17 protein-coding genes are annotated in these 15,895 nt (G+C 61.4%); 6 read left to right on the top strand and 11 right to left on the bottom strand.

Features of this window, described 5'->3' with window-relative positions:
* The first annotated feature begins 124 nt into the window (after nt 1-124).
* On the top strand, nt 125-940 hold the full coding sequence (locus AB4N74_RS14805) for an alpha/beta fold hydrolase (RefSeq protein ID WP_460101023.1): 816 nt from the start codon (nt 125-127) through the stop codon (nt 938-940).
* A gap of 151 nt (nt 941-1,091) precedes the next feature.
* Here AB4N74_RS14805 and dsbG read toward each other — a convergent pair whose 3' ends face one another.
* The 3 genes from dsbG to dsbD are packed head-to-tail and all read right to left on the bottom strand — an operon-like array spanning nt 1,092 to nt 4,485.
* Entirely contained in the window at nt 1,092-1,862 is a 771-nt protein-coding gene (gene dsbG / locus AB4N74_RS14800) for a thiol:disulfide interchange protein DsbG (protein ID WP_116256557.1), read from the bottom strand.
* Nucleotides 1,838-2,719, bottom strand: coding sequence for a TlpA disulfide reductase family protein (locus AB4N74_RS14795; RefSeq protein ID WP_093435049.1), 882 nt, complete (start codon nt 2,717-2,719; stop codon nt 1,838-1,840). The genes dsbG and AB4N74_RS14795 overlap by 25 nt, the downstream gene beginning before the upstream one ends.
* On the bottom strand, nt 2,719-4,485 hold the full coding sequence (gene dsbD / locus AB4N74_RS14790) for a protein-disulfide reductase DsbD (protein WP_460101019.1): 1,767 nt from the start codon (nt 4,483-4,485) through the stop codon (nt 2,719-2,721). Before dsbD ends, AB4N74_RS14795 begins: the two co-directional genes overlap by 1 nt.
* 153 nt (nt 4,486-4,638) lie before the next feature.
* Here dsbD and AB4N74_RS14785 point away from each other — a divergent pair, with 153 nt between their 5' ends.
* The 5 genes from AB4N74_RS14785 (at nt 4,639) to AB4N74_RS14765 (ending at nt 9,205) form a co-directional block, all read left to right on the top strand.
* Nucleotides 4,639-5,319, top strand: coding sequence for a response regulator (locus tag AB4N74_RS14785; protein ID WP_007908710.1), 681 nt, complete (start codon nt 4,639-4,641; stop codon nt 5,317-5,319).
* Nucleotides 5,319-6,641, top strand: a complete 1,323-nt coding sequence (locus AB4N74_RS14780) for an ATP-binding protein (RefSeq protein ID WP_093435043.1) — start codon at nt 5,319-5,321, stop codon at nt 6,639-6,641. Before AB4N74_RS14785 ends, AB4N74_RS14780 begins: the two co-directional genes overlap by 1 nt.
* Nucleotides 6,642-6,856: 215 nt before the next feature.
* On the top strand, nt 6,857-7,342 hold the full coding sequence (locus tag AB4N74_RS14775) for a GNAT family N-acetyltransferase (protein WP_093435041.1): 486 nt from the start codon (nt 6,857-6,859) through the stop codon (nt 7,340-7,342).
* Between the two features lie 142 nt (nt 7,343-7,484).
* Complete coding sequence (locus tag AB4N74_RS14770; protein WP_460101016.1) at nt 7,485-8,897, top strand: diaminobutyrate--2-oxoglutarate transaminase; 1,413 nt, start codon at nt 7,485-7,487, stop codon at nt 8,895-8,897.
* A gap of 83 nt (nt 8,898-8,980) precedes the next feature.
* Nucleotides 8,981-9,205, top strand: coding sequence for an MbtH family protein (locus AB4N74_RS14765; RefSeq protein ID WP_038364139.1), 225 nt, complete (start codon nt 8,981-8,983; stop codon nt 9,203-9,205).
* Between the two features lie 177 nt (nt 9,206-9,382).
* Here AB4N74_RS14765 and AB4N74_RS14760 read toward each other — a convergent pair whose 3' ends face one another.
* From AB4N74_RS14760 to AB4N74_RS14725, 8 genes are read right to left on the bottom strand one after another with little or no spacing between them, the layout of a single operon-like run.
* Nucleotides 9,383-10,288 (bottom strand): metal ABC transporter substrate-binding protein, encoded by a 906-nt coding sequence (locus AB4N74_RS14760; protein ID WP_460101014.1) that lies wholly within the window; start codon nt 10,286-10,288, stop codon nt 9,383-9,385.
* On the bottom strand, nt 10,289-11,188 hold the full coding sequence (locus AB4N74_RS14755) for a metal ABC transporter permease (RefSeq protein WP_007917717.1): 900 nt from the start codon (nt 11,186-11,188) through the stop codon (nt 10,289-10,291).
* A complete protein-coding gene (locus AB4N74_RS14750; RefSeq protein WP_460101011.1) occupies nt 11,188-12,033 on the bottom strand; it encodes a metal ABC transporter ATP-binding protein in 846 nt (281 codons plus the stop codon). The genes AB4N74_RS14755 and AB4N74_RS14750 overlap by 1 nt, the downstream gene beginning before the upstream one ends.
* Nucleotides 12,030-12,959 (bottom strand): metal ABC transporter substrate-binding protein, encoded by a 930-nt coding sequence (locus tag AB4N74_RS14745; protein WP_093435032.1) that lies wholly within the window; start codon nt 12,957-12,959, stop codon nt 12,030-12,032. The genes AB4N74_RS14750 and AB4N74_RS14745 overlap by 4 nt, the downstream gene beginning before the upstream one ends.
* Before the next feature lie 35 nt (nt 12,960-12,994).
* Complete coding sequence (locus AB4N74_RS14740; protein WP_093435030.1) at nt 12,995-13,570, bottom strand: DUF6162 family protein; 576 nt, start codon at nt 13,568-13,570, stop codon at nt 12,995-12,997.
* Complete coding sequence (locus AB4N74_RS14735; protein WP_093435028.1) at nt 13,567-13,908, bottom strand: hypothetical protein; 342 nt, start codon at nt 13,906-13,908, stop codon at nt 13,567-13,569. Before AB4N74_RS14735 ends, AB4N74_RS14740 begins: the two co-directional genes overlap by 4 nt.
* The gene (locus AB4N74_RS14730; protein ID WP_460101007.1) at nt 13,905-14,447 is read right to left on the bottom strand and encodes a thiamine pyrophosphate-binding protein; all 543 of its coding nucleotides are present in this window, start codon (nt 14,445-14,447) and stop codon (nt 13,905-13,907) included. The genes AB4N74_RS14735 and AB4N74_RS14730 overlap by 4 nt, the downstream gene beginning before the upstream one ends.
* Complete coding sequence (locus AB4N74_RS14725) at nt 14,444-15,643, bottom strand: PepSY-associated TM helix domain-containing protein (protein ID WP_093435024.1); 1,200 nt, start codon at nt 15,641-15,643, stop codon at nt 14,444-14,446. The genes AB4N74_RS14730 and AB4N74_RS14725 overlap by 4 nt, the downstream gene beginning before the upstream one ends.
* Nucleotides 15,644-15,895 lie beyond the last annotated feature (252 nt).

Here is a 15,895-nt window from a genome sequence, read left to right as displayed (position 1 = left end):
TTCCAAAATGTAGGAGTGAGCCTGCTCGCGATGAGGCCGGTACATTCATGTACATTTCCAAGGTTGACGATAAAGAACCGGCAGCTCAGTCTGCCGGTTCTCTTTTTTGTCGCGGGGGTGGTCGATGCCTTTTTTCACGGTGGACGGACAAGCGCTGCATTACATTGATCAAGGCACTGGTCCGGCAGTTTTGCTGGCCGGCAGCTATCTGTGGGATCACGCGATGTGGGCACCGCAGATCGCTGCGTTATCGCCGCACTATCGGGTGATTGCACTGGATTTGTGGGGCCATGGCGAATCGGGACAGTTACCTGAGGGCACAACATCCCTGGACGACATCGCCCGTCAGGCGCAGGCCCTGCTTGATCATCTGGATATCGACCGCGTCACCCTGATTGGCCTGTCGGTCGGCGGCATGTGGGGCGTACGTCTGGCGTTGTCGGCACCGCAGCGGCTCAACGGTCTGGTGCTGATGGACACCTACGTCGGTGTCGAGCCTGAGCCGACTCGTCAGTATTACTTTTCGCTGTTCAAGCAAATTGAGGAAACCGGCGAAATCTCCGAGCAATTACTGGATATCGTCGTGCCGATCTTCTTCCGTCCGGGCATCGATCCGCAGTCGGCGCTGTATCAGGATTTCCGCGCGAAACTGGCGGCGTACTCTTCGGATCGGCTGCGCGAAAGCATCGTGCCGATGGGGCGAATCACCTTTGGCCGTGATGACTTGTTGCCACGGTTGGGCAAGTTGAATGCGGCGACCACCCTAGTAATGTGCGGCGATCAGGACAAGCCGCGACCGCCGTCCGAAGCAAAGGAAATGGCCGAGTTGATCGGTTGCCCGTGGGTGTTGGTGCCGGAAGCGGGGCATATCTCCAATCTGGAGAATCCGCAGTTTGTCACCGAGGTGTTGTTTACCTTCCTCAGCGAGCGCAACCGTTAGACCGAGTAATCGTTCTTCGTCGGAACGCCGTCCGGAGATAGGCTCGCTCCCACAGTGACCGCATTGAACACAGAGTCTGTGAACACATTCGATCCCTGTGGGAGCGAGCCTGCTCGCGAAGGCGTCATTTCAGGCGCCAACAAACCCGGAATTATTTAGGCCCGAGAATCTTCGCCAACTTGTCCGGCGAAGGCGCACCTTGCTGCTGTTGCAACTCACCCTTGTCATCCATGTAGAAAATCGCCGGCGTCGCCTGCAAATCCAGGTCTTCCATCAGTTGCATGTTCGCTGCCAGTTTGCTCTGCACGGCCGCCGGAATATCTTTCAGCGCTTTCAGTGAGCTGCCCTTGCCAGCCTTCTCGTGATCTTCCAGGGCCTTGGCCGGATCTTTCGCCGCCAGCAACGCGGCCGATTTACCCGGGCTGTCTTCACGAATAATGCCGACCATGATGTGCCGCAACTGCACCTTGCCAGCCTTGACCCATGGCCGTGCCTGTTCCCAGAACATGTTGCAGTACGGGCAGTTCGGATCGCTGAACAGGTACACCGTGCGCGGTGCATCCTTGTTGCCGTCCTGAATCCAATTGCTCGCCTCGAATTTGGCCCAGACTTCCTTGGCCATCGGCGCGTAAACCAGTTTTTGCAGCGGCTCGCTGCTCAGATCCTTGCCGTCGGCGTCGTACAGATTACCCAGCAAAACGTGTTTGCCGTCAGGGGTCAGGTACAGCGCCATGCCTCGGTTCTGATACTGCGCCGCATAACCGCGCAGACCATCGGGCGCATCGAACTGGCCGACGATTTTCGCGCCTTTGGCTTCGATCTGTTTGATCGCCGCAGGCAACTCTTCAGCAGCCTGCACCGACGGCAAGTGCAGCAGGGCGGTGCCCAGAGTCAGCGTCAGCAGGTGGCGGAGGCGGGGCATGGCAGTTTCCTTGCAGAGGTGGCCGGTGCAGTGGCCGGGTTCGAATTCGGGGTTGGGGCGGCGAAGTTTTCCAGCGCGCGCGCCAGGCTGGCGTTGGACAGCTCACCCAGGTGGCTGGTCAGCAGCCGACCATCAGGGCTATAGAACAGCGTAGTCGGCAATGCCATGGAACCGACGGCCTGACCCAGCCGACCACTGCGGTCGAACAGCACGTTATTGAGGCTCAGGCCCTGGGTTTCGAGAAACGTCGCCACGCTTTGCATGCTTTCGGCTTGGTTGACGAACAGGAAGGTCAGGTCCGGGCGTTGCATCTGAGCGTTTTCCAGCACCGGCATTTCGCGACGGCATGGCGGGCACCAGGTCGCCCACAGATTGATCACCAGCGGGCCGCCCTGATAATCACGGAGCTGAATGGTTTCCCCGGCCGCATTGCGCAGGGAGATGTCCGGCAGTCGGGTGCCTTGTTCGTAGAGGTTTAACGACAACGTCGCCAACAGCCAGAACGCCAAGCCGCTGGCCACGCCAAAACCCAACGGGCGACGCAGCCCTGGACGCCGCCAGCCGCGATACAGGGCGACCAGCAACAGCACGATCACCCCCGGCCAGGCGAGGAAACCACCGTCGCGCAAATCGATGATCTGCCACGGGTCATTGCGATAGTGCGACCAGTACAGCAGCACAAAGGCAATTCGCGCCGCGAGCATGCCCAGCAGAAACAGGCTGAACAATGCTGACTCGGGGTTATCACCGCCACGCTTGGCCACCCGCCAGCCGACAAAGGTTGCCAGCGCCAGGGCACTGATCAGCAGCAGGTGGTTAAGCGCGATGGCAAAGGTGCCGAGGGTGAAAGTCAGCATTAATGGGCATCTCGGGTGGCAGTCCAGTGTTGCAGGAATGTCTCGGCGTCGACTTCGCCGGTGATGCGCTGGCTGCGGCGCTCCAGACCATCAGCACCGATCCAGATGAACGTCGGCGGTCCCGGCACTTTGTAGCGGCTGAGCAGTTCAGCGCTGGCGGCATTGTCGTCGGTGACATCAAGCCTGAGCAGGCGCACGTTGCTCAGCGCCTGCATCACGTTGTCCTTGCCAAACACCTGCTTCTCCATGATCAGGCAAGACTTGCACCAGTCGGCGTAGTAATCGAGCAGCACCCACTGACCCTGAGCCTTGGCGGCATCGAGTTCGCGTTGCAGCGCCGCCGGCTCCTTGATCGTGGTGAACGCTTCATGACCCGAAGGCGCGGTGGCGCCAGCACGACCGGCACTGTAGACCTGCAACGGTTGATACGGATCATCGCTGCCGCCCGCCGCACCAATCACCAGCAAACTGCCCCACAGCCCGAGCAGCAGCGAACTGGCGCCGAACAACTGCGCAACGCGGCCAAAACCTTCGGACTGTTTCCAGGCGCAGAACGCGGCGATCAACAGCAGCGCACCGCACAGGCCCAGCCATAACGACGCATCCAGCACCGGGCGCAACATCACCAGCGCAGTGGCGAGGAAGAAGAATCCGAACACGCCTTTGAGCAGGTTCATCCACGCACCGGGTTTGGGTAGAAAGCCATTGCCAACGGTCACCAGCAACAGCAGCGGCACACCGATGCCGATGCCCAGCGAAAACAGAATCAAACCACCGTGCAGCGCGTTGCCGGTCTGCGCGATATACAGTAAGACACCCGCCAGTGGCGCGGTCATGCACGGGCCGACCAACAGACCGGACAATGCACCGAGCGCTCCGGCACCGATCACGCTGCCACCGCTGCGACTGCGCGAGGCGTGTTCCAGGCGATCGCGCAGGGCCACCGGCAATTGCAGTTCAAAGAAGCCAAACATCGGCAACGCCAACACCACGAAGATCGCGGCAAAGGTCCCCAGCAGCCATGGATTTTGCAACCAGGCCTGCAGGTTCGCGCCGAGCAGCGCGGCAATCACGCCCATCGCCGCATACACCAGCGCCATGCAAATCACATAACTGCCGGCCAATACGAATCCGCGACGCGGAGTGGCACCACTGCCGACGACCATACCGGCCAGAATCGGCAGCATCGGCAATGAGCACGGCGCAAATGCCAGCAGCAAGCCGAAACCGAAAAACGCCAGCAAGCTCCAGCCCAACGCGTGTTCTTGCAGGCTGCTGGCCAGGGCTTGATCCGGTGCCTGGTCGTTCGTTGTCGTTGTTACCGCTGTCGCCGCCGGTGTTGTCGTGGCTGGCGCTTTACCGCCCAGGTCGATGACCCGGGTTTGCGGTGGATAGCAAAGGCCGGCATCGGCACAGCCCTGATAGCCGACCTTGATCTGCCCCGTGGCCGAGGCTGGAATTTTAATTTCCAGCCCTTGGCGATAGACCGGTTGCTCACCGAAAAACTCGTCGCTGTGGGATTCGCCTTCAGGCAGCGCGGGCTGTTGCTCTGCGCTCAGCCCTTCGAATTTCAGGCGTTTCTGATACAGGTAATAACCGTCGGCGATTTGCCAGAACAATTGGGTCTCACCGGATTCCAGGCGCTCGGACGTCAGCACGAATGCCTGGTCGACCGGCAGAAACTCTGGTTTTGTCTCAAATGGATTGTTCCCGGCCTGGGCCAGGCTGGAAATCAGCAGAGCAAACAAAAGAAAAAAATGACGCATGGAGGAGCCTTGTCCCTGTGCAAGTGAGGTGCACAATGGGCGGCGGCGATTAACCGATGATTAACCGCCACGCCCTTGTCGCTGTGACGTTCGGGGCATAATGTCAGCTTAATCGGCCAACTGCCTAATCGGCTTTTTTCTACGGGACTCACCATGCACGTACTGGTTTGCGAAGACGATGAGCTGATTGCCAGCGGCATCGTTGCCGGTCTCACGGCTCAGGGTTTGACCGTTGAGCACGTCAACACCGCATCGAAAGCGCGGGCGATGCTCAAGGTCGCTGAATTCGACGTGATGGTGCTCGATCTTGGCCTGCCCGACGAAGATGGCCTCAAGTTGCTGCAACAACTGCGTCAGAGTGGCCTGGAGATTCCAGTGCTGATTCTGACCGCGCGCGACTCGGTCACCGACCGCGTTGACGGCTTGCAGGCCGGGGCTGACGATTACCTGCTCAAACCGTTTGATTTGCGCGAACTGTTCGCCCGCCTGCAAACCCTGTTGCGCCGGGTCGCCGGGCGCAGCGTCAACCTGATCGAGCACGGCGCGCTGACGTACGACCCGAGCAGCCGCGAAACCACCCTGGCCGGGCAACCGGTGGACTTGTCGCGCCGCGAGCAATCGCTGTTGCAGGCGCTGCTGCACAATCGTGGCCGGGTGCTGTCCACCGAGCAATTGAAGGACAGCGTCTACGGCTTCAACGATGAACTGGAAAGCAACGCGCTGAACGTGCACATCCATCACCTGCGCAGCAAACTGGGCAAAGGCATCGTCGAAACCGTGCGCGGTCTGGGCTATCGCCTCGGCCCGGCCGACGGTGGAGATCAAGGCAAGTGATGAGCCTGCGACTGCGCCTGAGCCTGACCCTCGGCGCTGCGTTTGCGCTGATCTGGGCGCTGGCGGCGGCCTGGATGCTCAGTGACCTGCGCAATCAGATGATGTTCTCTCTCGACCAGCGTCTGGTGGCCTCGGCGCGCATGGTCGCCGGGCTGCTGGAACAGTTGCCGACGCTGCCGAGCAAGGGCGAGGGCACGCATTTCAGTGCCGAACAACTGAATATCCCCGGTGGCATGGCCTGTCAGGTCAGCTCGTTGCGCGGGGAAATACTCGCGCGCAGTCACAATAATCCCGAACAAGCGCTGGAAGCCGAGAAAATGGGCTTCCATGACCAGATGATCGATGGCGCGCCGTGGCGCAGCTTCACCCTGGCCCGGGGCGATGTGCGCATCACCACGGCCGACCGGCAGATCGAGCGCGAAGCCCTGAACATGTCGATCCTGCTGGCGGCGTCGGTGCCGGTGGGCGTGGCGCTGCTCGGCTGCCTGTGCCTGTTGTGGCTGGGCATCGGCCAGGGGCTGGCGCCGCTCAACCGTCTGCGTGAGGCGCTGATGCGGCGCAATGCCGACTCGCTCGAGCCGTTGCAGATCCAGACCTTCCCCAGCGAATTGAAGCCGCTGCTGGAAACGCAGAATCAGTTGTTTCAACGCATCGGCAAGACCATCGAGCGTGAGCGCCGTCTGACCGGTGACGCGGCACATGAACTGCGCAGCCCGCTGACGGCGATCAAGACCCACCTGCAAGTTGCGCGCATGACCGATGGCAGCGCCCGCGATCAGTCGCTGGCGCGGGCCGAGGAGGGCGCCGATCGCTTGCATCGCACCCTCGAACAGTTGTTGTTGCTGGCGCGGGTCGAGGGCAGTCTGTCGTTCGATGACGGTTCGCAGTGCAGCGCCGAGCAAGTGGCACGCCTGGCGATCCAGGACGCCACCGGTGGCGAGCACCAGCGCATCAAACTGCAACTGCCGGCCGGGCTTAGCGCTGCACCGCTGCACATGCCGGCGGTGCTGTCGATCGCGGCGCTGCGCAATCTGCTCGACAACGCCTTGCGCCATACCCCTGAGGACTGCGCAGTCGAACTGAGTCTGGAAACCATTGGCAACCGCGTGCGGTTTGTCGTGCGTGATCATGGCCCGGGCATTGCACCGGATGATCTGCAACACCTGACCCAACGCTTCTGGCGCAACGGCCAGAGCACCGGTTGCGGCCTTGGCTTGGCGATTGTCCAGGCGATCGTTCAGCGCTGCGACTGCGCCCTGCATTTCGACAGCCGCCCGGATGGCCTGCGCGTCGAGCTGACCATGCCATTGCAGCCTGTCTGACCTGACCACAAATCCCCTGTGGGGGCGAGCCTGCTCGCGAAGACGGCGGCACAGTCAGCATCCAAGTGGCTGACAAAACGCGTTCGCGAGCAGGCTCGCTCCCACAAGGGCGGATGGGTTGGAACATCAAATGTAACTTTTCGACATTCGCTATCCGGCAGGGGTGGGGGTAAGGTCAACGCAGCTTTGACTCAATGGATTGAGGGAATTGCGCCATGGAAGCACCCATCTGCATTCGTCCCGCCACACTGGCCGACGCCGGCATCATCAGCCGCATCATCGAACGTTCGATCCGTATCGGTTGTGCGCTCGACCACCGTAACGATCCGATACGGGTCAGCACCTGGATCACTCAGCAATCCGCCGACTTCATCAGCGCCCGCCTCGCCGACCCGCACTTCTATTTATGCATGGCTTTACTGGCGGACAAACCGGTCGGCGTCGGCATGGCACAGGCCAGTGGTGACATTTCCCTGTGTTACGTGCAGCCAGAATCCTTTCGCCGGGGCGTCGGGCGCGCGTTGATGCACGATCTGGAAGGCTGGTTGCGGGTTCGCGACGTTGCTCAAGCGAATCTCAACAGCACGCGCACCGGTCGTGCTTTTTATCGCCGTCTGGGCTATCGCGAGTCAGCGCCGCCCGTCGAATACCAAGGCGTGCAGACCCTGCCCATGCACAAGTCGTTGGCAGCGCCGGCCTGACAACACGATCACGGGCTAAATCCTCAGGCCCCTTAAGCGTTTCCAGAACAGGAAAACCTGCAAGTGCGCTCCGCGATTGGAATGCGCACCTGTCCGGTGTGCTGTTTTGGTCACTATCCATAGCCAATTGAGGGGTCGAGAGATGTCAGTCGCCACCAGCCTTATCGAAGAGTCGTCGGCCCGGGTTACCTCGGCGCCGGCCGAAACGCTGTACCAGTTCAACGAATCGCCATTGCTGGCTCGTCAGGCCCGGCAGGAGTCCAACGCGCGCAGCTATCCACGACGCATTCCATTGGCACTGAAGCGCGCCAAAGGCCTGTATGTCGAAGACGTTGAAGGGCGCACGTTCATCGACTGCCTCGCCGGGGCCGGCACGCTGGCGCTGGGGCATAACCACCCGGTGGTGATCGAAGCAATCCAGCAGGTACTGGCCGATGAATTGCCATTGCATACCCTCGACCTGACCACGCCGGTCAAGGATCAGTTCGTCCAGGACCTGTTCGGCCTGCTGCCGCCCGCCCTGGCGGCGCAAGCGAAAATCCAGTTCTGCGGCCCGACCGGCACCGATGCCGTGGAAGCGGCATTGAAGCTGGTACGCACGGCGACCGGGCGCAGCACCGTGCTGTCGTTCTCCGGTGGTTATCACGGTATGAGCCAGGGCGCGCTGAGCCTGATGGGCAGTCTGGGGCCGAAAAAACCGCTAGGTGCGTTGCTCAGCAATGGCGTGCAGTTCATGCCGTTCCCGTACGACTACCGTTGCCCGTTCGGCCTCGGTGGCGCGGCGGGCGTGAAGGCCAACCTGAGCTATCTGGAAAACTTGCTCAACGACCCGGAAGCCGGCGTGCAACTGCCCGCAGCGGTGATCGTCGAAGCGGTGCAGGGCGAGGGCGGTGTGATTCCGGCGGACATCGAGTGGTTGCGCGGCTTGCGCCGGATCACCGAAAAGGCCGGCGTGGCGTTGATCGTCGACGAGATCCAGAGTGGTTTTGCCCGCACCGGCAAGATGTTTGCCTTCGAACACGCCGGTATCACCCCGGATGTGGTGGTGTTGTCCAAAGCCATCGGCGGCAGCCTGCCATTGGCCGTGGTGGTTTATCGCGACTGGCTCGACACTTGGCAGCCGGGCGCGCACGCCGGCACCTTCCGTGGCAATCAGATGGCCATGGCGGCAGGTTCTGCGGTGATGCGTTATCTGGTTGAGCACAAGGTCTGCGAACACGCTGCTGCCATGGGCGAGCGCCTCAGCGAGCACCTGCACATCCTGCAACGGGACTTCCCGCAATTGGGCGACATTCGTGGTCGCGGCCTGATGCTCGGCGTCGAGCTGGTCGAGCCGAACGGCACACCGGATGCGCTCGGTCATCCGCCGGCGTTTGCGCGACTGGCGCCGCTGGTCCAGCGTGAATGCCTCAAGCGTGGGCTGATTCTGGAGCTGGGCGGTCGCCATGGCGCAGTAGTACGTTTCCTGCCGCCGCTGGTGATCACTGCCGCCGAAATCGACCGTGTCGCGGAAATCTTTGGCCGTGCTTTGGCCGCTGCCACCGCTGCGCTGTAAATTTTTCGCCGCGCCGAACGTTCTTTCTACATACCCGGCTGCACTCAGCGTGCAGCCCACCCTTATAACGATGGAGAACCAGCATGACGTCAGTATTCGACCGCGAGGACATCCTCTTTCAGGTCGTGGTCAACCACGAAGAGCAATACTCGATCTGGCCGGACTACAAAGCCGTGCCGCAAGGCTGGCGCACCGTGGGCAAGAGCGGCCTGAAAAAGGAATGCCTGGCCTATATCGAAGAAGTCTGGACCGACATGCGTCCGCTGAGTCTGCGCCAGAAGATGGAAGCCCAGGCCGCCGCGCAATAAGCGGCCGGGCAAAAACAAACCCGCTGGACTGGAAACAGTCAGCGGGTTTTTTCATTCCTTGGGTTTGTGTTTGCCGGGCTGGCCTCATCGCGAGCAGGCTCACACCTACATTTGGAATGCGCTCGCCCTGTAGGAGTGAGCCTGCTCGCGATGAACGATAACGCGAGCAGGCTGAAACTAAGCCCCGCTCAAGCCCTTGAGCAGCAAATCAACATTGCCCTCCAGCTCCGCCACCGGATCTACCGCATCGGTACTCAACACCACCAAACGACTGCCTGACTCGACAATTGCCGCTTTCAGCGCCTCCGATGGCTGACGATGATGCAGCACCACCGCCACATCATTGTCCTTGAGCGTCGCCGTCAGTTTTTTCAGATCCTGCGGCGTCCATTCCGCATCAGGGCGTGGATCCTGGCCAACCAGCTCCAGATTCAGACTACCGATCAGATAACCAAAGTGATCACTCAAACTCATCACACTGAGATTGTCGGCACTCGCCAACCGCGCCTCGCTGTCGGCGCTGAGCTTCAGCAAACGCTGCTTCAACGTCGCCAGATTCGCCTCGATCGCAGGCTTGGCGCTAGGTGCCAGGCGCACCAGATCCGCCGCCATCACGTCCGCCATGCGCCCCATGTTGTTGCTCGCCAGCCATGGCTGGCTGTTCAAACCATCAACCTTCAGATCCGGTTGCACGGCAATGCCCGGCAGGGCGCCGTCGACCGGGCGCGCCGCGTCGACTTCAACGATGCGAATATTGCTGCGACGGGCGATCGGGTACAGCGAATCATCGGCCCACAGCGAGCGCACGCCAATCACCGCATCGGCGCTCGTCGCCAACTTGCTCAGCGCCGGTGCACCGCGCCCGGTGAAATAAGCGCTCTGCCGGCTGCCCGGCAAGTTCGCCGGTGCCGCACGTTCAAGCTGAACGTCAGTGCCTTTGAGCAGCACTTCGCCCAAGCCATAGGTGATCGGCAACGAGGCCAGCACTCGCAGCGGTTTAGTGTTTTCGGCGGCCATCAACGGCGTGCAGATCACGCCGCACAGGGTCATGGCCAGGGTCAGTTTGCGCAGTGAAAAAGTCATTTATCCAAGATTCCCTTTCAGGCTCGGGACAACCCCGCGCGCAATGGCGGCGAGGGCGAAGGCAATGCCGGCGACCAGAATGATCGCGGCGCCGGACGGAATCGGCAGATCAAACACGATCGGCGCGAGGATCCCGCACAGTGTGCTGACCGTGGCGATCAACACCGAGCACCAGAAGAAACCCTTGAGCGACTGGCTGAGCAAACGTGCCGCCGCCGCTGGAATCACCAGCAGCGCGCCGACCAGAATCGCGCCGATGACTTTCACCGCAGCGACGGTGATCAGCGTCACCAGAATCACGAACAGATAGTCCAGAGTCTTCACCGCCACCCCGCGCACCGCCGCCAGTTGCGGGTTGAAACTGGCGAGCATGATGCGGTTGTACAGCGGCAGGGCCAGGGCCATGACCAGCGAACCGACGATGGCCAATACCGCCAGATCGTTGCCGTTAACCGTGAGTACCGAACCGAACAGCACGTTCTCGAGAATGTGCACGTTGATCTTGCCCGCGAGAATCAGCAGCAGACTCGCGCCCAGTGCCAGTGACACCGAGAGGAATACGCCGATCAATGTGTCCGGTGCCAGACCGGTACGGTTGCGCAGGTAATTGAGCAGGATGCCGAACAGCAGGCAGTAGCCGAACAGGCTGCCGTAGGGCCCGGTGTAAGGTTCGCCGAGCAGAATGCCGATGGCCACACCGGTGAGCGCCGCATGGCCCACCGCTTCGGAAAAAAACGCGAAGCGCTTGACCACTACCAGCGTGCCAAGGCCGCCGAGTACCGGGCCGATCAACAGGCCGGCAAGCAACGCATTGACCACAAAACCGTAGGCCAGCGCTTCCGGCAGATAACCAGACGAGGCCCAGCCTTGCACCATCAAACGAAAGGCTTCGTAACTCATCAGGCAGCGCTCCGTGGATGGGTCGAGAACAAGGTCAGCAGGCGTTCCGGGGTCAGCGCCTCTTGCGGTGAGGCATCGAACAGCACGCGGCGGTTTAGACCCGTGACACGGCTGGCCAGACGCCCAACCGCTTCCAGATCGTGCTCGATCCACAGCACGGTGATGCCCGCTGCACGCCAATCGCCGAGCAGACGTTCGAATACCTGAATCCCGGCTTCATCGAGGGCCGACATCGGCTCATCCAGCACCAGCAATTGCGGCGCCGGGATCAGCCCTTGGGCGAGCAGCACCCGCTGTCGCTCACCGCCAGACAGCGCACCCATGCGGCGCTTGCGTTTGTCTTGCATGCCGACGCGTTCCAGCGCTTCACCAATGGCGCCGGCATACCGCTTGCTCAAACCGAGAAACGCCGGTCGCCGCTGGCACATGGCAGCCATGAAATCGTCGACGGTCATCGGCAGACCGCGATCGAATTCCAGCGCCTGCGGTACATAACCGATGGTGCCGGGTTCGTCGGGCCATTGCAGGCTGAGCTGGCCCTGATGGGGCATTTGTCCGAGCAGGGTCTTGATCAGCGAACTCTTGCCGCCACCGTTGGGGCCGACCAGAGCATGTACGCTGCCGGGCTGCACCTGGAAGGTGACGTTATCCAAAATCGTCGTGCGACCGAGCGTCAGAGAGACTTCCGCAAAATCCAGAGTCGGTCCCAATCCTTGTGGGAGCGAGCCCGCTCGCGAATGCGGTGTGTCATTCGATAAAGATGTCGGCTGATCCGGCGCCTTCGCGAGCAAGCTCGCTCCCACAGGGGACTGGAGTTCGGTCGAGATCGTTTCTCTGGAAGTCATGCGCCAGACTCCTGAATCGCCCGCACCACGGTGTTGAGGTTGCCGGTCATTTCCTTTTCGTACTTGTCGGCGGTGTATTCGCCGTAGGAAATGTGCGACAGCGGGTACAGTTTCACGCCGGACTCACGCTGAATGGTGTCGACGTAAGTGGACGGGAAATCCATCTCCGAGAAGATCACTTTCACGTCCAGTTCACGCAATTGGTCAATGGTCTTCTTCAACTGGCTTGGGCTCGGCTCGATACCGTGGGCCGGCTCGACCACGGCGGTCACTTCCAGGCCGAACTCACGCAGCAGATAGTCGTAAGCCGCGTGCACCGTGGCCACGCGCAGTTCCGCGTTCGGCGCTTGCGTCAGTTTTGCCAGGGCGTCGGCGCGCATCTGCCGCAGGCGTTTGCCGTAGGCGCGGGCGTTCTGGGTGTAGGTCTTGGCGTTGTCTGGATCGAGTTTGCCCAGTTCGCGAGCAATGTTGTTGACCTGGGCAATAGAAGCGCTGATCGACAGGAACGTGTGCGGGTTCACCACTTTGCCGGCCCCGCGTGCGGCGACCCCGGTGGCCGCCAGCAACGGTACGTTTTCGTTGGCTTCGATGGTTTTGATGTTTGGCGTTTCGCTGGCGGCGATCATGCGGTCGGCGAAATCGTCATGGCCAACGCCGTTGAGCACGATCACATCCAGCCCGCTGATGCGTTTGATGTCTTCGGCCCGTGGCTCGTAGGCATGCGGGTTGAAACCGGCCGGGATCAGCGGCACCACCTCGGCCTTGTCGCCGACGATGTTGGCCACATAGCTGTAGTAAGGGTGCAGGGTGATGCCAATGCGCAGGCGTTTGGCCTGATCGGCGCTGGCCAACGGGCTCAGCAGACAGGCACACAGGCCCAATAAAAAGAGGCGTAACAATGGACGGCGTGGCGATGAAATAGACATGGGCAAGCGGTCTTCTCTCGGAGGAGGGCGAGGAATCAATGGCGATGTTCGCGGGTAACCCCGGCATCGTATTGCGCGACGATCTGTTTCCAGCCGGCAGCGGACAGCGCCGCCGCAGTGAGTTGCGCCGGGGCTTGAGCGGCAGCATCGCGGCTGAGCCAGATGTCCGGCGCAGCCTTGTCATCGGCGCTGAGCAGCATCACAAACGAACCGGCGACGGCCGGATTCTGGCTTTGGCCGAAATACGCGGCGTCCGCCAGCAATTGCCAGGCATGACCACCGCGGCTGACCGAACTCGCATCCTGGGCAAATGGCGCAAACCCTTCGTCGGCCAGATTCTGCGGCGTCGGCAGGGCTTGTTGTTCCTCGCGCAGCAAGCGGATTTCATCGAGGGTCACCCGCAGGTCGGCATAGATGCCTTGCTCGGCAGCACTGAGGTCGCGGCGTGCGTCGAGCTGGTGAGTCGCCACTGGCTCGGGCTCATGGGAAACCCCGCGCCACGCGACCACGGAACCGGCGACCGCGAGGATCAACAGGCACAACAGCAGCACATTGAGGGTTTCATGACCGGCACCGGCCGGGCGCACGATTTGGCTGGTGGGCGTACTCATGGGGCTTCGATATCCGCTTGGTCGATTTCCACCACGTGGCCCGGGCCCGCGTCGAACAGCACGTAAAATTCGCTGCCGGGTTTCTTGAACGTCAGTGTGGAATCGGCGCCGAGCTTGCCCGGCACCAGAATGGTTTCGTCGTAACCGATCACATCGAGGGTCACCCCCGGCGCACCGCTGCCGTCGGAGAACCCGCCGGTGCATTTGATCTGTTCGGCGTCGATGGCGGTGCATTCGCACATCGGATTGTGGGCCAGCGCACTGGCGCTGAAACCGGCGCACAGCACCAGCAGCGCGGCCTTCAAGCGCAGGCGGGAAGAGCGTTGGGAACACGTCATGGTTTGACTCCTTGTTTGTTCAGCCAGGCGAAGGTGGCGGGGGAGGCCTGACTCAGGGGAATCGAAGCCTGATGCATGCTGCCGTCCCAGCCTTCCATGGTGATCCACAGTTCGGCGTCGGGTCTGGTCTTCTCCGGGATCGGCATCTGCGTGCCCATGCGGTAAGGCGTGCCGAAGAAAATCGTACCGGCGGCGCGCAGGCTGCGTGGCTTGCCGATGCGCAGGTAGGTGGCCTTGACCTGCTCGACACAGGCATCGCACAGGGCCGCGCTGAAGTCTTTCATGTAGCCGGCCGGGCCAGTGAGCACCGGCGCTTCGTTGCGCAGTTCGGCCAGGCGCAGGCTCCACGGGCCGACCTGGATATTGCCGATTACATGTTGGCCCAGGCCGCTGTCACCGCGAAACAGCGAGGCGTCGGCGAAGTATTTGGGCATGAACCCCAGCGGGATCAACAGCAGCAGGACATTGATGTGGAAGCGCCATGTGTGCCAGAAACGCGCGAGTCGAGAAGGCTGTGCCTCGGTGATGGATCTGCTCACAGGCTGGCCTCCGAGGTTTCACGGCTCATCGCCGGTTGTGCCTTGAGGCGGTGTTTCTTGTCTTCGCGCTTCAACGCGTTGGCGGTGGCCAGCGCAGTGCGTTTGGTCCAGATCAACAAGCCGCTGAGGATCATCATGCTCAGGATCAAACCGAAGAAGAACCAGATCAGCTTGATCCAGATGCCGCCGAAGTCGCCGGTGTGCAGTGGCCGCATGGACTCGGTGACGAACTCCAGCGACGAACGATCGGACAGAAGCCGTGAAGCGGCGATGTCGCCGTTGTACGGATTGAGCGTGGCGGTCTGGAACATCAACGGATACCAGCCGCGCCCACCGACGCTCATGTGGCTGTAGGCATTGCCCGGCAGGCTGACGAAGCTGGCTTCCAGCCCCGGAATCTTCTCTTGCGCGAGCTCGACGGCACGGTCCAGGCTGATCCGTGGCGGCGGTGTGCCGGCGGCAGAGATCGGCACGCTCTCGCGGGACATGGCCGGAATGATCGGCTCGCTGGAAATGGCGATCTGGTTGTCGAACAGAATCGCCCGAATCAGAAACCAGATCCCGGTGATGGAAATCACCGCAATGAACCAGATCGACCAGATACCGCACAAGCGGTGGAAGTCACCCCAGAAGATCCGCGCACCGTGACGCACGCGCAGGGTCGGACGCAGAAAACCTTTCCAGAAGCGCTTGTAGACCACCAGGCCTGTGATCAGCGACACCAGCATCGGCACGCCGAGGAACGACACCAGATACCAGCCCCAACTGAAACCGTTGGTGAACGGCACCAGCCACCAGCCATGCAAGGCGCGGGTGAAGGCCTTGAAATCGAAGGTCGGGGCAGGGCCCTGAATTACCCCGGTGTAAGGATTGACGTAGACCGTCTGCGAACGACCGTCCGGATAGCTGACCGCAACGTCGAGGGCGAAGTGGGATTCGTCGGGACGACTGATGCTTTCAACGAGGGTCTGCGGTTCGGCTGTTTTGATCGCTGCCATGATCTGGTCATAGCTGAGCAGCGGCGCATCGTCCGCAGGCTGGCTGGCGCGCATCTGCGGGTTGGCCAGCCAGACGATTTCCTGGCTGACCACCGCCAGCGTGCCGGTGACACAGACGATCAGGACAAAGAACCAGATCGGTAACGCCAGCCAGCTATGAACGAGGAACCACAGTTTGGAGCGGGATTTCTTCGACATGATTGCGCGTCTTGATAGCGGTGAAAGGGCGCGTGGCTACGGGCTTCGCAGCACGGCAGACCCCGAAAGACCGAACGTGGCTTTTGCCTACGCGAACGGCCTGCATCTCTATAGGACGAATGAGCGGGACAAATCCCGAAAGGTGATATGAAAGCAAATGTTTCCCAATTCCCCGCTCACCACAAATCCCTTTGTGGGAGCGAGCCTGCTCGCGAAAGCGCCGGGTCAGTCACTTCATCCGTTGCCTGATCC

The organism is Pseudomonas sp. H3_C08 (genome assembly GCF_054669455.1).
The sequence above is the reverse complement of the archived record's forward strand: the minus strand, read 5'-3'. Positions and strand labels throughout refer to the sequence as shown.

Excerpts from the sequence above, each read along its gene's own strand:
- AB4N74_RS14735 (WP_093435028.1), bottom strand. The coding sequence starts at position 13,908 with ATGACGTGTTCCCAACGCTCTTCCCGCCTGCGCTTGAAGGCCGCGCTG.
- AB4N74_RS14740 (WP_093435030.1), bottom strand. The coding sequence starts at position 13,570 with ATGAGTACGCCCACCAGCCAAATCGTGCGCCCGGCCGGTGCCGGTCAT.
- AB4N74_RS14750 (WP_460101011.1), bottom strand. The coding sequence starts at position 12,033 with ATGACTTCCAGAGAAACGATCTCGACCGAACTCCAGTCCCCTGTGGGA.
- AB4N74_RS14725 (WP_093435024.1), bottom strand. The coding sequence starts at position 15,643 with ATGTCGAAGAAATCCCGCTCCAAACTGTGGTTCCTCGTTCATAGCTGG.
- AB4N74_RS14795 (WP_093435049.1), bottom strand. The coding sequence starts at position 2,719 with ATGCTGACTTTCACCCTCGGCACCTTTGCCATCGCGCTTAACCACCTG.
- AB4N74_RS14755 (WP_007917717.1), bottom strand. The coding sequence starts at position 11,188 with ATGAGTTACGAAGCCTTTCGTTTGATGGTGCAAGGCTGGGCCTCGTCT.
- dsbD (WP_460101019.1), bottom strand. The coding sequence starts at position 4,485 with ATGCGTCATTTTTTTCTTTTGTTTGCTCTGCTGATTTCCAGCCTGGCC.
- AB4N74_RS14775 (WP_093435041.1), top strand. The coding sequence starts at position 6,857 with ATGGAAGCACCCATCTGCATTCGTCCCGCCACACTGGCCGACGCCGGC.
- AB4N74_RS14780 (WP_093435043.1), top strand. The coding sequence starts at position 5,319 with ATGAGCCTGCGACTGCGCCTGAGCCTGACCCTCGGCGCTGCGTTTGCG.
- AB4N74_RS14745 (WP_093435032.1), bottom strand. The coding sequence starts at position 12,959 with ATGTCTATTTCATCGCCACGCCGTCCATTGTTACGCCTCTTTTTATTG.
- AB4N74_RS14785 (WP_007908710.1), top strand. The coding sequence starts at position 4,639 with ATGCACGTACTGGTTTGCGAAGACGATGAGCTGATTGCCAGCGGCATC.
- AB4N74_RS14760 (WP_460101014.1), bottom strand. The coding sequence starts at position 10,288 with ATGACTTTTTCACTGCGCAAACTGACCCTGGCCATGACCCTGTGCGGC.
- dsbG (WP_116256557.1), bottom strand. The coding sequence starts at position 1,862 with ATGCCCCGCCTCCGCCACCTGCTGACGCTGACTCTGGGCACCGCCCTG.
- AB4N74_RS14770 (WP_460101016.1), top strand. The coding sequence starts at position 7,485 with ATGTCAGTCGCCACCAGCCTTATCGAAGAGTCGTCGGCCCGGGTTACC.
- AB4N74_RS14805 (WP_460101023.1), top strand. The coding sequence starts at position 125 with ATGCCTTTTTTCACGGTGGACGGACAAGCGCTGCATTACATTGATCAA.
- AB4N74_RS14765 (WP_038364139.1), top strand. The coding sequence starts at position 8,981 with ATGACGTCAGTATTCGACCGCGAGGACATCCTCTTTCAGGTCGTGGTC.